Annotated in this window: 13 protein-coding genes; 2 read left to right on the forward strand and 11 right to left on the reverse strand. The window is 72.8% G+C overall.

Features of this window, described 5'->3' with window-relative positions; translation table 11 throughout:
* The first annotated feature begins 2 nt into the window (after positions 1 to 2).
* Positions 3 to 2,999, forward strand: a complete 2,997-nt coding sequence (locus MWM08_RS16595) for a CHAT domain-containing protein (RefSeq protein ID WP_244407612.1) — start codon at positions 3 to 5, stop codon at positions 2,997 to 2,999.
* 80 nt (positions 3,000 to 3,079) lie between these two features.
* Positions 3,080 to 5,368 (forward strand): serine/threonine-protein kinase, encoded by a 2,289-nt coding sequence (locus MWM08_RS16600; protein ID WP_244407613.1) that lies wholly within the window; start codon positions 3,080 to 3,082, stop codon positions 5,366 to 5,368.
* Between the two features lie 145 nt (positions 5,369 to 5,513).
* On the opposite strand, the gene MWM08_RS16605 is transcribed toward MWM08_RS16600, so the two are convergent.
* The 11 genes from MWM08_RS16605 to tssA form a co-directional block, all read right to left on the reverse strand.
* A complete protein-coding gene (locus MWM08_RS16605; protein ID WP_244407614.1) occupies positions 5,514 to 6,527 on the reverse strand; it encodes a hypothetical protein in 1,014 nt (337 codons plus the stop codon).
* Between the two features lie 10 nt (positions 6,528 to 6,537).
* Complete coding sequence (locus MWM08_RS16610) at positions 6,538 to 7,236, reverse strand: OmpA family protein (RefSeq protein ID WP_279323208.1); 699 nt, start codon at positions 7,234 to 7,236, stop codon at positions 6,538 to 6,540.
* A gap of 64 nt (positions 7,237 to 7,300) precedes the next feature.
* Entirely contained in the window at positions 7,301 to 8,806 is a 1,506-nt protein-coding gene (locus tag MWM08_RS16615) for a class I SAM-dependent methyltransferase (RefSeq protein WP_244407615.1), read from the reverse strand.
* A gap of 280 nt (positions 8,807 to 9,086) precedes the next feature.
* Positions 9,087 to 10,190, reverse strand: coding sequence for a type VI secretion system baseplate subunit TssG (gene tssG, locus MWM08_RS16620; RefSeq protein ID WP_244407616.1), 1,104 nt, complete (start codon positions 10,188 to 10,190; stop codon positions 9,087 to 9,089).
* Positions 10,187 to 12,019 carry a type VI secretion system baseplate subunit TssF gene (gene tssF / locus MWM08_RS16625; RefSeq protein WP_244407617.1) on the reverse strand — a complete coding sequence of 611 codons (1,833 nt, stop codon included), beginning with the start codon at positions 12,017 to 12,019 and terminating at the stop codon, positions 10,187 to 10,189. Before tssF ends, tssG begins: the two co-directional genes overlap by 4 nt.
* Before the next feature lie 3 nt (positions 12,020 to 12,022).
* Positions 12,023 to 12,514, reverse strand: a complete 492-nt coding sequence (gene tssE, locus MWM08_RS16630) for a type VI secretion system baseplate subunit TssE (protein ID WP_244407618.1) — start codon at positions 12,512 to 12,514, stop codon at positions 12,023 to 12,025.
* A gap of 332 nt (positions 12,515 to 12,846) precedes the next feature.
* The gene (locus MWM08_RS16635) at positions 12,847 to 13,632 is read right to left on the reverse strand and encodes a type VI secretion system accessory protein TagJ (protein ID WP_244407619.1); all 786 of its coding nucleotides are present in this window, start codon (positions 13,630 to 13,632) and stop codon (positions 12,847 to 12,849) included.
* Positions 13,629 to 15,191, reverse strand: coding sequence for a type VI secretion system contractile sheath large subunit (gene tssC, locus MWM08_RS16640; RefSeq protein ID WP_244407620.1), 1,563 nt, complete (start codon positions 15,189 to 15,191; stop codon positions 13,629 to 13,631). The genes MWM08_RS16635 and tssC (MWM08_RS16640) overlap by 4 nt, the downstream gene beginning before the upstream one ends.
* 45 nt (positions 15,192 to 15,236) lie before the next feature.
* The gene (tssC, locus tag MWM08_RS16645) at positions 15,237 to 16,733 is read right to left on the reverse strand and encodes a type VI secretion system contractile sheath large subunit (RefSeq protein ID WP_244407622.1); all 1,497 of its coding nucleotides are present in this window, start codon (positions 16,731 to 16,733) and stop codon (positions 15,237 to 15,239) included.
* A gap of 4 nt (positions 16,734 to 16,737) precedes the next feature.
* The gene (gene tssB, locus MWM08_RS16650; protein WP_244407623.1) at positions 16,738 to 17,244 is read right to left on the reverse strand and encodes a type VI secretion system contractile sheath small subunit; all 507 of its coding nucleotides are present in this window, start codon (positions 17,242 to 17,244) and stop codon (positions 16,738 to 16,740) included.
* A 192-nt stretch (positions 17,245 to 17,436) separates the two neighbouring features.
* The gene (tssA, locus tag MWM08_RS16655) at positions 17,437 to 18,567 is read right to left on the reverse strand and encodes a type VI secretion system protein TssA (RefSeq protein ID WP_244407624.1); all 1,131 of its coding nucleotides are present in this window, start codon (positions 18,565 to 18,567) and stop codon (positions 17,437 to 17,439) included.
* Positions 18,568 to 18,647 lie beyond the last annotated feature (80 nt).

Here is an 18,647-nt window from a genome sequence, read left to right on the forward strand (position 1 = left end):
CCGTGCACGCCCGGATCCTGGCCGGCATCGCCGTCCTGCTCGCCGCCTGCACCGAACCGCAGCCGGACGCCTATGTGACGCGCACCGGCGGCGCCGTGGCGGGCGAACCCGCCGGCACGGACGCTCGCAACGAGGCCTGCCAGGTGCAGCCCGGCCGCAGCATTCCCGCCGACCGGCCGGTGCTGCGTGCGCGCGAGGCCTATTGCGGCGGCTGGACCCAACCCGCCGCGCGCGTGGTGGAGCTTTCGGGCAGCGCGACCGAGGCGGACCTCGATGCCATCGCGGCATCCGGCCTCTGGCGGTCGTGGCTCGACCAGCGGGTGACCTGCGCCGCGCCCACGCGCACCACCATTGCCGGCGGCGGGTCGGCCCGGCTGCTGGCCTGCACGCGGCGCACCGGCGGCTGGCCGCATGTGGCCATCGTCACCGCGGGGCCGTCCGGGCCGGTGGTCGCCGATGGCGTCGCCACCTCGCTGCCGGTGATCGAACGCCTTGCGACCGGGCGCGTGGGCGGCGGCGGGACGGCGGCGGGCAGCGGCGGGCGGTCGGCCGCGCTCGAGCTGGCGGTGGCGCGGCTGTCGGCCGATGCCTTCGGTGCCTCGGATGTCGGGCGCTATGAACAGCTCATGGCGCTCGGGCGCGACCTGAACCAGACCGAGAACTTCGCCGCCGCCGAGGACGCCTATCGCGCCGCGCTCGCGGTGCAGGAACGCGTCATGGGGCGCGAAAACCCCAATGCCGCGACGGCGATGCTGCACCTCGCGATCAACCTGTCGAACCAGCGCCGCCTGGCCGAGGCAGGGGTGCTGATCGACCGCGCCGCCGCGCTCGCGCCGCGCGCTGCAGACCCCGCCACGGGCGCGCGCGTGCTGCATTACCGCGGACTGCACGCGCTCAATTCCGGCGACCCCGCTGCCGCGATCGGGCTGCTCCAGCAGGCCGAGGCCGCCTACATGGCGCTGACGCCCAACCTCACGGCGCGCGAGGGCGATGGGTCGGACCTGCTGGCCGACCCGCTCGTGCAGTCGGCCGTGCTCGGCCTGGCGGAGGCCAAGCGCAACCGGGCGGTGGCGCTGTCGCGCGCCGGGCGGGGCGCGGAATCGGGCGCGCTGATCGCCGAATCACGTGCCGTGCTGCGCCGCGCCGGGCTCGAACCCAACATGATGGTGGGCCGCGCCCTGCGCACCGAGGCCGGCACCGACATCCGCATGGGCCGCACCGAAGGCGCGGCGCAGCTGATGGAACGCGCCGCCAGCCGCTTCGCCGTCGCGGCACCCGGCGAGCGACCGGAAGCGGTGACCCTGTTCCTGGCGGGCCAGCAGCGGCTGCGCGCCGGCAACCGGACCGCCGCGCTGACCGCCTTCCGCGCCGGCGCGGCCATCCTGCGCGCCCGACAGATCGGCCTGCAGGTGGGGCTGGTGGTGCCCTACCTCGATGCGCTGGACCAGGAGGCCAATGCCAATCCGGGCCTGGCCGGGCCGCTGCGCGCCGAGATGTTCGGCGCTGCCCAGCTGGCCCAGCGCTCGTCCACCGCACGCTTCGTGCAGCAGGCCTCGGCCCGCCTGGGCGTGTCGGAAGGCAACCAGGCGGTGCAGGGCGCGGTGCGCGGCCTGCAGGATGCCGACCGCGAATTGCGCGAGCTGTTCGCCGAGCGCGATGCCGCCGGGCCGAACAATACGGCGCTCGACGAACGCATCGCCGCGGCCCAGGCCCGCCGCGCGGACTCCGAGAGCCAGGTCGCAGCGGCCGCGCCGGGCTACCGGCAGCTGCTGCTGGCGGCGGTCGATGCCGACAGCGTCATCCGCGCCCTGGGGCCGGACGAGGCGCTGCTGACCATGCTGCTCGGCCCGCGCGAGGGCTTTGTGATGGTGGTGCGCAACGGCCGCGTCGATGCGCGCCGCGTGCCGGTGGGCGAGGAGGCGATCGCCGCCCTCGTCAACCGCGTCCGCCGGTCGAGCGAGATCGGCGCCGGCGGCGTGCCGCGCTTCGATGCCGCCGCGGCGCATGAGCTGCACCGCCTGCTGGTGACCCCGCTGGATGGCACGCTGCGCGGCGCCAGCACGCTGGTGGTGGCCCCGGATGGCCCGCTGCTGGCGCTGCCCTTCGGCATGCTGCTCGGCACGCCGGTGCAGGGCGACCCGACCGGGGCGGCCGACTGGCTGATCCGCCGACACGCCGTGGTGCACGTGCCCTCCCCGCAGACGCTGGTCACGCTGCGCGCGGCGGGCACCGGTTCGACCGCGCCGCTGCCCTATATCGGCTTCGGGGATTTCGTACCGCCCTCCGCTCCGCAATTCGCGCGGTCCTTTCCGGCCAATCGCTGCGGGACGGATGCGCGGCTCGCGACCGGGCTGGGGCGGCTGCCTGGCACGCGCTCGGAGGTGCTGGCCTCGCGCGCGCTGCTCGGCGCCGCGCCGGACCGCGCCATCCTGGGCGCCGAGTTCACGGTGGCGAACCTGCGCCGCCAGCGGCTCGACCAGTATCGCGTGGTGCATCTCGCGACCCATGCGCTGCTGCCGGGGGAACTCTCCTGCCTGACGGAACCTTCGATCGTCGCCTCGCCGCCGGGCGGATCGCCCTCGGCCGACCCCGCCTTCCTGAAGGCGAGCGAGGTGCTCGACATCAAGATGGACGCCGACCTGGTGATCCTGTCGGCCTGCAACACCGGCGGGCCGGGCGGGGAAGGCGGGGGCGAGGCGCTGTCGGGTCTGGCGCGCGCCTTCTTCTACGCCGGGGCGCGCGGGCTGATGGTCACCCACTGGGCGGTCGACGACGCGGCAGCCGCGCTGACCGTGGCCGACACGCTGCGGCGCCAGCAGGGGGGTGTGAGTTCGGCCGCCGCGCTACGCGGCGCACAGCTGCTGATCCTGGACGAGGCCGGGCGCAACCTGCCCGCCGCCTTCGCCCACCCTTACTACTGGGCGCCCTTCGTGCTGATCGGCGACGGGCGGCGCCCCGGCGCCACCAGCGCCGCGGCCGGCGCGCCCGCGCGGCTGTGATGCACGGGGACGACATCGGCGCGCCGAACCTGTAGCATGGCAACCAGACGACTGCCGGACGCCGGAGACCGCCAGGGCCCATGCTGCCACCCGAGCTGAACCAGAAATACGAGGTGCGCGGCACCCTCGGCGCCGGTGCCATGGGCACGGTGTATGATGCGGTGGACCGCATCATCGAGCGCCGCGTCGCCATCAAGGTGGTCAAGCGCCCCGCCGAGCACGACCCCGAGGCGGTCGAGGCCCATGCCCGCTTCCGCCGGGAGGCGCAGGCCGCCGGCCGGCTGTCCCACCCCAACATCGTCGGCGTCTACGACTATGGCGAGAACGCCACCGACGCCTGGATCGTGATGGAGCTGGTCGAGGGAAAAAGCCTCAAGGACCGGCTCGACAAGCAGGAACGCTTCACGATCCCCGACATCGTGCGGATCATGGGCGAGGTCTGCGCGGGGCTTGCCTATTCCCACCAGCGCGGCGTGGTGCACCGGGACATCAAGCCCGGCAACATCATGATGACCACCGACGGGCAGGTGAAGATCGCCGATTTCGGCATCGCCCGGCTCGAGAATTCCTCGATGACGCAGGTCGGCACGCTGATCGGCACGCCGTCCTACATGGCGCCCGAGCAGTTCCGCGGCGAACCCGTGGACCTGCGCGCCGACATCTGGTCCTCGGGCGTGATGCTGTATCAGCTGCTGACCGGGGAGAAGCCGTTCGAGGGCGGCTTCTCCGCCGTGATGCACAAGGCGCTGCACACGGAACCGCCGCCGCCCTCGCAGCTTTCGGTCACCACGCCGCGCGGCTTCGACGCGGTGATCGCGCGCGCCCTGGCCAAGCGGCCGGACGACCGTTTCCGCTCCGCCAGCGAATTCGCCGAGGCGATCCGCGCGGCGGTGAATGCGCCGGCGCCGGCGGCCGAACCCGCCGGATTGCCGGGCCTACCGGGGCTGCACGACGACGCGACCATGGTCAGTGCGCGCCCGGTGGCCGGCGGCACCCAGCAGCGGGCGGGGCCAGCCCCCGCCGTGCCCCCTGCCCCGCCGGCGCCGTCCGGACGCGGCGCGCCGATGGGGCTGATCGCGGCAGGGCTCGGCGCCGTCGTCGTCGCCGGCGGCGCGGGCTGGTACTTCCTGGCCGGGCCCGGCGCGGGCACCGACCCGGCCGTGCTGGAACGCCAGCGCCAGGAACAGGCCGCCGCCGATGCCGCACGCGACGCCGCCGCTCGCCAGCAGGCTGCGCAGGACGCTGCCGCGCGCGAAGCCGCCGCGCGCGAGGTCACGGCCCGCCAGCAGGCCGCCGCCGAACAGGCCGCGCGCGAACAGGCGGCGCAGGAAGCCGCCGCACGCCAACAGGCGCAGCGCGCCGCCGCCGCACGCGAGCAAGCCGCCGCCGATGCCCAGGCGGCCGCGGCGCGCGACCAGGCCGCGGCCGAGCAGCAGGCGCGCGACGCCGCCGCCCGCGAACAGGCCGCGCGCAACGCCGCCGCTCGAGAACAGGCGCAGCGCGAGCGTGCCGCCGCCGAACAGCAGGCGCGTGACGCCGCCGCGCGGGAGCAGGCCGCGCGCGAGGCCGCCGCTCGCGAACAGGCGCTGCGCGAACAGGCCGCGCGCGACCAGGCCGCACGCGAACAGGCTGCCCGCGACGCGGCAGCGCGCGAGCAGGCCGCGCGCGACGAAGCCGCGCGCCAGCAACAGCAGCAGGTGGCCGCACTGTCGCGGCTGGACATGCGTGCGGCAGCGCAGGCGCTGGCCACCGGCACCCCCTGCTCGCTCATTGCCTGGTCGGCGACCGACCGGTCGATGACGCTGTCGGGCGTGGTACGGCGCGGCGACGATGCGGCGATCCGGCGCGACCTGGCGGCACGCGGCGTGCCCGAGGATGCCGCGCGGCTGACCCTTGCCTCCTTCGACGGGCCGTATTGCCCGGCGCTCGACCTGCTGCGCCCGGTGCTCGGGCCGGCGGGGGTGGCGCCGTCGGTCGAGGTGGTGGGCCGGCTGCCGCTGCAGAAGGGCGAGCTCATGCGCCTCGATGTGCAGATGCCCGACTGGCCGGCGCACCTGTATGTCGCGTACTTCATGCAGTCGGGGCAGGTCGCGAACCTGGTGCCCTCCGCCCTGCAGGCGGCCGGCGCGCGGGTGCGCCTGGGCGAACCTCAGGGCAACTTCACCGGCTGGGAGGTCGACGAGCCCTACGGCACGGACCTGGCGGTGGTGATCGCCTCGGACCGGCCGCTGTTCGGCAATTCGCGGCCGGTGGTGGAAAGCCAGGACGCCTACATGGCAGCGCTGGCCGCGGCGCTGCGCACCGCGCGGGCCAGCGGCACGCGCGTCGTGGTGCGGCCGCTGGTGGTGGAGACGGTGGCGCGGCGCTGAGGCGCGCTGCGCGTACCGGGCGCCGCTGGCGCGTCTGCCCATCGGACGGCAACGGCCGCCCCTCCTCACGGACTAGCCAACCCCACTTTCCTGGATGAGGGACGGAGGCGGCGACGCTACCGGCAGGTCGGCACGCGCGCTGGCCTCAGCGCGGCGCGACCTGGCGCAGCACGGCGCGCAGCGCATCGGCGCGGGCATCGGTGAGCCCGGCATGGCTCGGCGTGAAGAAGCGCGGGTCCGGGGTGAAGATCAGGTAGGCCATCGCCTCGTTGATCATCACCTCCTCGATCGCCGGATCGTAGCCCTCGCGCGCGAGGAAGGCGCGGAAGGCCGCGCGCTCCATTTCGGTGAAGTCCTCGCGCCAGATGCGCTCGACATGCGCGGCGAAGCGGGCGTCGGTGAAGAAATGGCCGTGGCCGATCTCGTGCTGCAGGATGGCGCGGCGCATAGCGTCGTCGACTCGTTCCTCGAGCCCCGGGACCGAGATCACGGCGAATTCGCCCGGCGCGGGCACGAGGCGACGGATGCGCGCGATCTCCTGGCGCAGCCAGGTTTCCTCCGGTGTCAGGCGGATGCCGTCGCGCTCGGCCAGCGCGAAGAACCGTTCGAGGTCGCGGCCGCGGTAGTTGTGCCCGTAGTAGTAGGTCCCCGGCGTGTCGCCGCTGCGGGTGATCGCGGCTGACAGCGCGGCGTCGTCGAGGACGCGGTCGCGCGGCAGCCCGGCCTTTTCGATCAGCGCGGCGGTGCGGTTGAAGGCCGCGCCCTGCTGGTCGAGGTTCGGGAAATCCGCCACGAAGATGCGCGGATTCACATCCAGCCGGAACATGGTGGGCGTGTTGGCGCGATGCGCCAGGATATCGGCCTGCGTGGCGATGGCCGGCCCGATCTCGGCCAGGGATGCGGCCGGGGCGACGGGAGCCGGAGTGCCCGGGCGCGCGGCCGGCGCCAATGACGCGGAGGGCAGGTCCGGCTTGGGCGGCGGCTCGAGCGGGACGCTGCCGCGCCACCACCAGACGCCGCCCGCCGCCACGGCGCCTGCCACCACGACGGCACCGAGCGCGAGCGGCAGGCCGCTGGGGCCGCCCGCCACCGGCCCTCGCCCGGGCCGCGGCGCCGCGCGTGGCGGCGCGACGCGGACGGTCGGGTCGCTGTCCGACACCGGAGCTGCGTCAGCTGCCGATGTTGACGACCTGCACGCGGCGATTGCGCGCGTTCGGTGTTTCGTCCGGCGTCGCCACCAGCGGCTGCGTCTCGCCGAGGCCGACAGCCACCAGGCGATCCGCCGCCACGCCGAACTTCGCGACCAGGTAGTCGCGCACCGCGGCCGCGCGGCGTTCCGACAGCGCCTGGTTCGAGGCCGGGTCGCCGACCGTGTCCGTGTGGCCCTCGATTCGGAAGCGGAAGCCCGCGAGTTCCTGCGAGGTCAGCGCACGACCGAGCGGCGCCAGGGCGCGCTCGCCATCGGGCGTGATGACCCAGGACCCGCTGCCGAAGGTCACGGTGATCGACGCCGAGGGCGCATCCGCCGTGGTCTCGCGCACCGGCGGGCGCGCCACGGCCGGGGTCGGCCGGGAGGAGGTCGTGGCCGGGCTCACGCTCGGCGCGCCGGGACCGGCGAGGCCGGGCTGCGGCGCGGGGGCGGCGGCGGGTGGCTGGCCGAACACGGGCGCCGGCTGCACCGGCGCGGAGGGCGGCGGCGCGCCCTCGACATTGCCGGGCACGCGGATGCCGCGGGTCTGGCCGCCGGCCTGTGGGCGCAGCCTTTCGATCAGCTGCAGCGCGGCCGGGTCGGACTGCGCGAAGGCAGCCGGCATTCCGGTTGCAAGGACCAGCGCAGCGGCGCCGGCGAGCAGTAGCGAGCGGGTCATGGGCGGACCTCCTTCGATGACGGCAGTCGTATCACAGCGGTGCGCCCGGCGCATCCGAAGCCCTTCACACGAGCCCCATGGCGCGCCAGGCGGACAGGTTGCGCGACAGAGCGCGCGCGATGCCTTCCTCGGCGCGCGTCACCTCCTCGGGCGTCGCGGTGTCGTTCATCAGGTGCGCGGCGAGGCGCGGCGGGTCCGTGGGCACCCCATCCTGCAGCGCCGTGACCAGCGAGAGGTCGGAGGCCGACATCGGCAGTGCCGTGCCGAGCATAGGCACGGCGGCGCCGAGCGGCGCGCTGATCGCGGTCGCCTCGCTGCCGAAGTGGCGCAGTAGCACCTTGTTGGCCTGCAGCAGGCGCGCCCTGGTCGCCTCGTCGTCGGGGCGGTCGCGCCAGACCGGGTTGGCCACGCCGCTCTCGACCAGCATCACCGCGAGATCGGTGGCCGTGAGGTCCTCGCAAGCGGGCAGGCGCATGAGGTCGCCGATGCGCTTGGGCCCGTCCGCCAGGGCGCCGACCAGGGCGGCGATCTGCGCATCCGGCAGCGTCACCTCGCCCAGCGCGGTGTTGAATTCGAGCTTCACGGCATCGGGCGCGGAGGCGAGGGCCAGGCGGAATTCCGGCAGCATGCGCCGCCCGCCGGCCTGGCGGCCACGCACGAAGATGTCGGTGCGAAAGCGCCGCGCGAGGAAGACATCGGCCAGCGTCTCGCGGTCGAAGCCGGGGGGCGGGTCGGCCAGGATGGCGCGCTGCGCGTCGGTCATCTGCAGCGCGGGGAGGCTGCCGGAGGGCCGCGCGCAGCCGCCGTATTCCATGCGCGCGCCGACCAGTGCGCGCGCCAGGTCGGCATGGAAGGCCGGCCGCCAGAACGACGTCAGCCATTCATGCACCATGTAGGCCGGCGCCTTGCGCCCCCGGCTGACGATCTGGTCGACCACGGAGGCCGGCGGCAGGTAGTGCGCACCCGCGGCGCGCAGTCTCTCGAGCGTGTCGAGCGCCGCATTGGCGCGCGCCGCCTCGCTGCCGCCGACATGGCGCGCCGATTCCTCGAGCACGCGCTGCATCGCCAGCGTGTCGCCCCAGGCCGGCATGGCATTGTAACCGAAATACGCGATGCCGCCGGGGGCGAGGCGATGGCGCAGCAGGCGCACGATGCCCTCGCGCACGGTATCGGGCACCCAGGTCCAGACGCCGTGGCAGATCACCACGTCGATCTCGGGCAGCAGGCGCTTGGCGCGGTCCTCGTCGAGCTCGGTGATGTCGGCCTCGATGAATCGCGCGTTGTCGAGCCCGGCATCGGCAGCGACCTCGCGCGCCTCGGCGATATGCACCGGCTGCAGGTCCAGCCCGATGACGTCCCAGCCCGGATTGGCGGCGGCCAGCAGGTTGACCGTGACGCCGCGGCCGCAGCCGAGGTCGAGGACGGTCAGCCTTTCGCGGTCGAGCGGCCGCCAGGCGGTGTCGGCGATGGCGAGCGCGAGCTGCATGCGCGACGGCCCGGCATCGGGCTGGTAGGCGGCGACGTAGCGGACATCGGCCGCGCCATAGAGCGATTTCGCGTCGGAAGTCATTGTGTTGGTCCCTCAGGCGCCGGGCGCCCGCATCCGCGGGCTTGGCTTGCGCGCCGTGCGCTGGTGCGCCGGGCGCGGCTGTTGGTCTGGGCGCGGTCGCGCTGTGCGCTCCCGTATCGCTGCGCGATCCGCTTTTCTGGGCCTTCAGGCGCGTCGTGCCGACGGAACGCCTTCGGCGTGACGCGCCCGCAGCCACGGGCTTGGCTGGCGCGTCGTGCGCTCCCGGATCGCGCGCGATCCGTCTCGCGGGAGCGTCGGTGGCAACAGCAGGACGGCACGGTCAGACCACGTCGCGCGGTTCGAACAGCGCATCGCGCGCGGCGGTGCGGCGCGGGCGCGAGGTGCCGCTCCAGGTCGACCAGCCGAGCTGCGCACCGCCGCCGACCTGCGCGACCGGCACCTCCTCGGGCCGCAGCACCAGGTTCACCGCGAAGGACGTGTCCTGGCCGACGAACAGCCGCGCCAGCTGTGTGATCCGCTGCCAGGCCGGCGTGCCCGGCAACAGCGCATCGAATTCCGGGCGGGTCAGTGGCCCGAACCGGATGATGAAACGCGCCTGCGCGTCCCACACCTGTGCCCCGGCGGTGGCCGAGACACCGAGCGCGCAATGCTGCGGCGCCGCGCGGCCCCGGGGCATGCGCGTCTGCTCGGATTCCGGCAGGCGGATGTAGCCGCCGGCGAATTCCTCGATCTCGACGCGCCGGCCGGTCTCGGCCTGCAGCATTGCGCGCAGTCGTTCCGCGCTGCGCGTACGGGAGGCGAGGTTGCCGGCGTGATACAGCAGATCGTCCCGCTGCACCCGCATGCGCCCGTCGAGGTGCCCGGTGGCCATGCCGATCGTCGCCGACAGCGCATCGGTGGTGGGCTGCGGGTTGCGCGTGGGCCGGTACTTGGCGCCCGCCTTCGGGAACAGCCCGACGGTGCGCCGCGCGACCATGTCGAGGAAGGCATGCAGCGCGAGCGATCGCTTGCGCTGCTCGGTCGCCACCATCGCGGTGTGGTGCCGCGGCAGCACGCCGCCCGCGCCGACCAGGCCGAAGGTGCCGAGCGTGAGCTCGCCTTCCTCGGGCTTGGCCTGCAACACCGCGCCGGCGGGCATCGCGAGGCGCGCCTGGCTGCGCAGGTTCAGCGCCTCCGGCTCGGTCGGCTTGCCGCCGGACGCCTGCAGCGTCACCGCCACTGCCTGGTCGAGGTCGAAGCGTGCCGGCTCGCGCTTCAGCCGATCCAGCGGTGAGACCGGGGCAAGCACGGGCGCCGGCGGCGGTTCCGGTGGCGGGCGCGATGCCGCAGCAGCCTGCTCGGTCGCGACAGCGAGGTCCTCGAAGGCCGGCAGCGCCTCGGTGGGCGGGGGCTGCGGTGCCTCGTCCTGCGGCGCGCCGCTCACAGCAGGGTCCGCGTGCCGCTGCGCGCGGGGAAGCGCGCGACGATGCCCGGCCGCCCGCGCAGCGCCACCTGCGTGCGCGCGAAGGCATTGACCGAGACCTGCAGCGCCAGGAAGCGTTCCAGCACCTGCGCCAGCGGATAGAGCCCGGCCGAAGACCAGGTCTGCGAATCGAAGGTCAGCGTGACTTCCAGTCCGCGCGCGAAGGCGCCAGCCCGCCCGCCGGGCAGCCGCGCCACCCCCGGGCGCGTTTCCACCGCGACAAGCGAGGCGAGCGCCGACCGCGTCTCAGCGGTGTCGCGCAGATCGTGCAAGCGCAGGATCTCGCGCAGCGCCGCCGCCCCCGCCTCCCCGCCCGTCACCGACAGGTGGTTGAGCGCGAGATGCGAGATCAGCCGCCAGGCGCCGCGGTCGTTCAGCCCGGGCCGCAGCGTGGGGGTTGGCGGCGACAGGCAATCCACCGCGGCGATCGCGGCCCCGCCCTGGCTGACGCGCAGCCGCGGCTGCCCCGCACCGAAGGGCAGCAGCGCCGGCAGGTCGCGGTTGCAGCAGGAGGCCTCGATGGTCAGCACGCCCTCGGCCGGGCGCGCCGGGTCGAAATCGAGGTCGCGCAGTTCGATCCAGGTCTGCGTGCCGGTGACCGGCGGCGTCGCGCCGCGGCGGAAGGTGACGTAGTTGGCCTCCGCCACGTCGGCGCTGTCGGCATCGGCCTCGTTGCGGCCCAGCCGGTAGAAGGGCAGCACGGGTCGACGCACGCCGTCGGGCCGGCTCTCGCGAACGGTATCGATGGAATAGACTTCGAGCGCGCCGGGGCGCCGCGCATCCGGCACCACCATCCATTCGGACTGCGTGCCATCGAGCGCGATGGGTTCGCAGCGGTGGCTGAACAGGTTGATCGCCGGCGTGCAGCCAAGTGCGACATTGTCGGGGCCGAGCACGCGCTCGAGTTCCGGCATGGCGCGGTTGAGGTAGATGTAGATGTCGAGGCGGTCGCTCTCCTGCAGGAGCGTGCGCGCCTCGAGGCCCGAGAGGTCGAGGTAGAGGAACTTCTCCGGGAAGGCGAACCACTCGGTCAGCATCCGGTAGCCGGCGAAGGCCCGGTTCGGCCAGGGCAGCGCCGCTTCCTCGTGGCTGAAGCCGCCGGGCTGCAGCCGGTCAGGGTCGAGCAGCGTGGGCCGCGGGTCGGCCGGGCTGTCGGCCAGCGCGATGCCGACACACGACGTGCACAGCAATTCCTGCAGCAGGGCCGGCACCGCGCCCACGCCGCGCAGGTGGAGGCGCAGCTTGTCGAGCCCGATCTTGGCGAAGGTCGCATCCGGCGTGGTGACGCGCAGGCCGATGCGCAGGCAGGCAAGCGCGGCCTGCACGCGGTTGTTGGCCGGTGCCGCGATGGGCTGGCCGCCGAGCCGGAAGGTCTCGACCGCAAGCGGCCAGATGGTCACGTCGTGGCTGGTCTGGAAACGGATGGGCTCGCCGCGCACCGGTTCGGTTTCGAGCATGAGGCCGCGCGGCACGCGCAGCGGCCCCTGCGCATCGGGCGCCGGACCCAGGCGCAGCGTGGTCATGGACGGCACCGGCGCGAGCAGGTGCGGCGAGAGCATCTCGAGCAGTGTCTCGCTGAATTCGGGCAGCTCGTCGTCGAGCCGCTGCTGCACGCGTGCGGCGAGGAAGGCGACGCCTTCGAGCAGGCGCTCGACATAGGGATCGTCGACCGCCTCCGGCGTGACGCGCAGGCGCGCGGCGACCTTGGGATAGGCTTCGGCGAATTCGCCCGCGAGCTTGCGGATCGCGCCCAGTTCCCGGTTGTAGTAGGGCAGCAGGCTCTCGGACACGGGTCAGTCCTCCCGCACCGCGACGTCAAGCGTGGTGGGGCGCACGACGGTCTCGAAGGAGATGTGTTCGGGCACCGGGTCGGTGCGCAGGATGGCCTCGATGCGCAGGCGCAGCACGCGGTCGATCGATTCGCGTTCCTCCTGGCGAAGCTGCACCTTCACGTTGGTCAGCCGCGGTTCGAAGCGCGTGATTGTGGCCTGGATCTCGCGCGAGAGTGCCACGCGGCGGTCTTCCTCGGTGAACGATCCGGCGGTCGGGTCGGGCACGCCGTAGCCGACCGGCGAGAGCGGCAGTTCAGCCAGGCCGGGCAGCGGCGGCAGGCGGCGGCGGCGCGCGTTCAGCAGCGCCTCAAGGTCGCGACGCACCGCGGTGCGCAGTTGTTCGACCGCCAGCGACTGCGACAGCGGCGGGTCGCGCGGGCTGTCGGGATCGGCATCGAGCAGCCGGTCCAGCAGCGGCAGTCGGATGCGCGGGCTCGATCGCGTGTCGGACATTTTCTTGCCCTCAGGCGCCGGGCGGCCGCATGCGCGGCCTTGGCTTGCGCGCCGCGCACTGGTGCGCCTGGAGCAGTTGCCGGTCTGGCGCAGTCGCGCTGCGCGCTCCCGGATCGCTGCGCGATCCGAAAAGGGCGGGGCGGTGCGGGCGCGCCGACGCACGTCGTGCCGTTCGGCGCCGGACTGCGGATCGGTGCGACATGGCGGATCGTGTTCCGCACGGTCCGGGAGCGCAAAGCGCGATCGCGCCCAACCTGCGCGTGGCGCCCGGCGCACCAGTACGCGGCGCGCAAGCCAAGGCCGCGCATGCGGCCGCCCGGCGCTTGAGGGCTTCACTCAAAGCTTATCTCGTCGAGTTCGGCCAGCGTCTTCGCTTCCTCGCCGACCAGGAATTCGCGTCCGCCCAGGCCGCGCACCAGCGTGCCGTCCTCCTGCCATTCCGTCCCGCGGCCGAGCCGCAGCGGGTTCGGCATGTCCTTCGCCGTCCAGGGATAGACGACCGGGATGTAGACCACCCCCTCCTGGCCGTCCTTCATCTCGATGGTGCAGCGGCGCCAGTACAGGTCGCGCGGGCGCTTGGGCGCATCGAAGGACAGAGCGCGCAGCCGTTCGGTCGGCACCCACATGTATTCGCCGCCGGCGGTGTGCACCTCGATCATCGCGGCGAACACGTCGTCAGCGTCGCGGAAATCGTCGAAGGCGGTATCGGCGGCGCGGCCCGCCACGCGCGGGCGCAGCGCCTCGATCTCGACCGCCGCGGCGGCGGCACCCGCATGGTCGCCGGCGCGCAGCAGGGTGATGGCGCGTGCGGTCGCCTTCTGCGCCTCGGTCGGGTCCTCGCCCTGAAACTTTGGCACGCGGCCTTCCATCAGGACCTGGCGGCGCACCACCTCGCCGCGGATGAGCTGGCGGAACTCCATCACCGTCGGCGAGGGCGTTTCCTCGAGCACGGCATCAAGCGAACGGTCCGCGCGTTCGAACTCGCCGGCGAAGACCAGCATTTCCGCCAGCAGCCAGCGCGCGCTGGCGTCCCGCGGCGCCGCCTTGACCGCAGCGGTGGCCGCCGCCACCGCGCCCTCGATGTCACCTGCCTTGAACGCTTCGCCTGCCGTTGTCATGCCGCTTGCCTCGCCGCCTGGAGATCCGTCACGAGGCGGAAGGCCGCCCCCACCTCGTCCAACTGGTAATGCGGCTGCAGAAGGATGGTGCAGCCATAGACGCCCGGTTGCCCGGGCTTTTCCGCAACCTCGACGCGCGCATCGCGCAGCGGGTAGCGCGCGCCGGTCTCGCCGCCCGCCGCCGAGATGTTCGTGAAGCCCTGCAGCCATCGCCCCAGCCGCCGTTCGATGTCGTCGGCGGTCTTGAAGGACCCCACCATGTCGCGGCCCATCAGCTTCACGCAATGGGCGAAGCGGCTGACGCAGAGCATAGCGTTGAACTGCGCCGACAGGCGCTGGTTGGCGTTGGCCGCTGCCGCGGTCTCGCCGGTCATGCGCGGCGGGCGATGGATGGACGGCGTCGCGGCGAAGGACGCCTCGGCCAACAGTTCGAGCCCGATGAAGGGCACGAAGCCGGCCTCGACCGCCTGGCGTTCCTGGTCGTCGGTCAGCGCGACTTCGACCGGGGGGCGCAGCGGCGCGTCGCGCGGGTCGCCGGACAGGCGCTCGGCGGGCAGGCCCTCGATCACGCCGCCCGACGGATCGCGGTTCACCGCCGCGCCGCGCACATCGGCCGGCCAGGCGGTGCGGGCGAAGGCGCGCACCGCGGCGGCGGCCAGCCCGTAGCCGGCGTTCATCCAGACGCGCGATTCCGACCCAGGCGCGTATTCGCGGTAGCGAAAGCGGTCGGCGCGGGTGCCGTTGTCGGGCCAGGGCGCACGCGCCAGCACGCGCGGTAGCACGACCGACAGGAAGCGGCTGTCCTCGCGCCCCTGCAGCGATCGCCAGCGCCCCCGGTCGGCCGCGCGCAGCACGTCCGTGAGGTCGGCCGCGGCGCCGAGGCCGGACCAGGCATCGAAGCCCAGCAGCGCGGGATGCGCGGCGACGACCGCCGGCGCAAAGGCCGCGGCCGCCACGCCAGCGAGGCCATCCAGGCCGGCGAGGTCATCGGTCGGGTTGCCGGGGCCGGGCGCGTGGCGCACCTCGTAATCTGCCACCAGCATGCCGAAGGGCTCGCCGCCGGGCGTGCCGAATTCGCCCTCGTAGACCATCTTGAACAGGGCGGATTGGTCGAATTCCAGCGCGCGTTCGAAGTCGCGGCACAGTTCCGCCCAGCGCGCCGGCAGGATGCGCAGCTTGATGCGCGCGCCAAAGGGGATGCGTTCGCCGAGCCAGGCGAGCGCGCGCCAGGACCCTTCCAGACGGCGCAGGCGATCGCTGTGGAGCAGCGCGTCGAGCTGCGCGCCGATCAGGCGGTCGAGTGCGGCGATGTCGCGGTCGACCGCTTCCTCGAGCCGGCGAAGCGCCGTGCGGCGACTGCGCGGCGTGCCGTCATGCTGGAGGATGCGACCCAGGCCCTCGCCATACCAGTCGCGCAGGGCGGCGGCGGCGGACGCGCCCGTGATGAAGCCGGCGATGCGCTCCGCACCGCCCGCACCCGCGCCCTGCCCGAGGAATCCACCGGACAGGACCAGGGCACGCAGTGCGACGGGCGGGTCAGCGTCGGTTGTCGGCGGCATGCTGCCGCACCCCTTCCAGCCGATGCATGGCCCACCCGGCCGCGGTCACGCCTTCTGCGGAATGCGCGCGACCATGCGCATGGAGGTGGAGAGTTCCTCCATCTGCAGCCACGGACGCAGGTAGGCGACGGCGTTGTAGACGCCCGGCTTGCCGGGGACTTCCTTCACCTCGACCTTCGCTTCACGCAGCGGGTAGCGGGCCTTCATCTCCTGGCCGGCGCTCTCGCTGGAATTGACGTAGTTGCGGATCCAGCGGTTCAGCCAGACTTCGCAATCCGTCGCCTCCATGAAGGAGCCGATCTTGTCGCGCGCCATCACCTTGAGGAAGTGCGCGAAGCGCGAGGTCGCCATGAGGTACGGCAACCGCGCCGAGATGGCCGCGTTCGCCGTGGCTTCCGGCCGGTCGTACTTCTTGGGCTTCTGCACCGACTGGGCCCCGAAGAAGACCGAGTAGTCGGTGTTCTTGTAGTGGCACAGCGGCAGGAAGCCGAGGCCCGAGAGTTCCGCCTCGCGACGGTCGGTGATGCCGATCTCAGTGGGGCACTTGGTGTCGCTGTCGCCGTCATCCGAGGTGAAGACGTGCGTCGGCAGGTTCGACACCTTGCCGCCGCCTTCGGCACCGCGGATGGCCACGCAGAAGCCGTACTGCGCGAAGGCGTCGGTGAGGCGCGCGCCCATCACGTAGGCGGCGTTCATCCAGCAGTAGTGCTCGTGCTCCATCGCCTTGGGCTTGCCCGCGGCGTCATAGGGCGCTTCCTCGTAGTTGAATTCCTCGACCGGCACGGTGCCCGCGCCGTAGGGCAGGCGCGCGATGGTGCGCGGCATGACCAGGTTGAGGAAGCGCGCATCCTCGGTGTCGCGCAGGCCGCGCCACTTGGTGTATTCCGCCGTCTCGAAGATCTTGGCGAGGTCACGCGGCTTCGACAGTTCGCGGTAGTCGTTCATGCCGAACATCTGGGCGGAGGCCGCCGAGATGAAGGGCGCGAAGGACGCCGCGGCCACCGACGATACCAGGCGCAGCGTCTCGACGTCGTCCGGGTGGGACGACCACTCGTAGTCGCCGATCAGCGCGCCATAGGGCTCGCCGCCCGGGGTGCCGAACTCGTTCTCGTAGATCTTCTTGAACAGCGTGGACTGGTCGAATTCCACCGCGCGCTGCAGGTCGCGCGACATCTCGCGCTTGCTCATCTGCAGCAGGCGCAGCTTGAGCGACGTGCCGGTCTCGGAGTTCATGACCAGGTAGTGCAGGCCGCGCCAGGAGCCCTCGAGCTTGCTGAAGCGCTCGTTGTGCATGATCTGGTTGAGCTGCTCGCTGACCTTGGCGTCGATCGCGGCGATCGCGCGGTCGAAGGTCTGCGACAGGTTGCGGCTGAAGGTCACGGTGCCCTTCAGCGCTTCCTCGGTCAGCGCCTTGATCAGGTCCTGGGCGCGGTCGCGCTCGGTCTGCTTGGTGGCGCCGATGACCTGGTCGAGGAGGCCAAGGCCGCCTTCGGTTTCGGTCGTGGTGGTGGCGCCGGCCGCGGAAGTCTGGGTGCCGCTCATGCGATCAGCCCTCCTTCTTGTCGAGGCCGAGTTCGGCCGAAAGCTTGTCGAGCTTGTCCTTGTCCTGGAGCACCTGCTCGAGCAGGCCTTCCAGCTCGTCCGAGCGGTCGACCTTCGACATCAGGTCGCGCAGCTTCGCACGGGTCTCCAGCATGGCCTTCAGCGCCGGCACCTGCTCGGCCACCTTCGCCGGTTCGAAATCCTCGAGGCTGCGGAACTTCAGGTTGACCGCCATCTGGCTGCCGTCGCCGGCCAGGGTGTTGTCGACCTTGATGTTCAGGCCGGGCTGGATGCGGGCCATGACATCATTGAAGTTGTCGCGGTCGATCTGCACGAACTTGCGCTCGGCCAGCGGCTTCAGCGGTTCGGTCGGATCGCCGGCGAAGTCGCCCATGATGCCGACCACGAAGGGCAGTTCGCGCTCAATCTGCGCGCCTTCGGTCTCGACTTCGTAGGTGATGTGGACGCGCGGCTTGCGGACCCGCGCGAGCTTGTCATGCACGCTGCTCATCAGCTTCCTCCTGAGGGCGAGGTCCGATGCCCAAGGGTTTCGGTTCCCGCGAAGATTACGCAGTCAGTGCGATCCGGGTCAACGCATCCGGATCACACTTCCATGGCCAGACGCAGGGCTGTCTCCCCGCGACCGTCCGACGCGGCGGAGGCTAGCACGGCCGCGCCACGACGGAAGCGAAGATCGCGCGGCTTATTCTTCCGGCACGCGGATTCCGAGCGAGGTCAGCATCAGCCGGCGCACGCCGGCATCGGGCAGCACCTCGGCCAGCAGGTCGGGCAGCGGCATGCGCGCCCGGCGCACCGCGTCGTCCAGCGTGAAGGCAAGCGGCGAATGCGGTTCGGTCTTGCGGAAGAAGGTCGCGATCTCCTCGAGCGCGCGGATCGCGTCGTCGCGGGTGCGCAGTACGCGCGGGCCGCCCGACGCGCCCGCACCGCCGCCACCGCCGCCCGCCACAGGCGCGTCCCCGGTCGCTTCTGCCATGGCCTCGCCCTCCTCCCCGGGAGCCTCCGGCGCCGCGGGGGCGCCGGCGATCCGGGTGCTGATGTCGATGATGGCGGCAAGCGCTTCCGCCACGCGGCGCGTGGACGGCGCATCGGCGCCGAAGCGCGCGGTCACGGCGACATCCATCGCCGACCAGGCGGCGGCGGCGGCGCGCGCCTCGTCGCCTGCCGCGCGCAGCGTCGCGGTATCGCCGCGCGCCTCGCCCTGCAGAGAATCGAAGGTCGGCACTCCCGCCTTGTAGCGCGCCTCCCGCCGTGTCTCGTCGGACAGTGCGGCGGTTTCCTCCGAGCGCTGCCAGGTGAACAGGTCGCATTCCCCGCCATCGCCGCGGCGGAACAGCGGGTAGTTGCGGATCGCGGCCATCAGCGTGCCGTCGGCACCTTCGCCCGACAGCCCCCCGATGGGCGCGCCGCGGCCATCGATGCCGTCCTCGTCGTCGAGGCGCGGGAAGCCGTTGTCCCAGTATTGTTCGCACAGCCCGGCGATGACGCTCGCACCATCCGCGAGGCCGCGCAGGCCATCGAGGCGCACCAGCGCCTCGGTCATCCAGGCCGCGATCTCGAAGTCCTTCACCTTGGCCCCGAGGCACTCGATGCCGAGCTTCTTGACCTCGCGCCAATTGGCCTGGACGGCGGCGGGGTTGGCGTCGGGGTCACCGCCGTCGATCGCGCGCTCGCCGGCGCGCGCGTCGTTGCGCTGCGTTCGGATGCGCTGATAGAGCGACTGCGGCGAATAGTCCGGGCGCAGGTCCTCGCCCGCACCCTCGCCGGTCGGCAGCGGCGCCAGCAGGCTGTCGATGTCGAGTACGCCTTGACCCATCCTGAACCCCCGTGTGACGCCCCTTACACCGCCCCGTCGGCGGCCGCGGCAGGCACGCTAGCACGCTGGACTCGTTTCGC

It is taken from the genome of Roseomonas fluvialis (assembly GCF_022846615.1).
GTDB lineage: Bacteria > Pseudomonadota > Alphaproteobacteria > Acetobacterales > Acetobacteraceae > Neoroseomonas > Neoroseomonas fluvialis.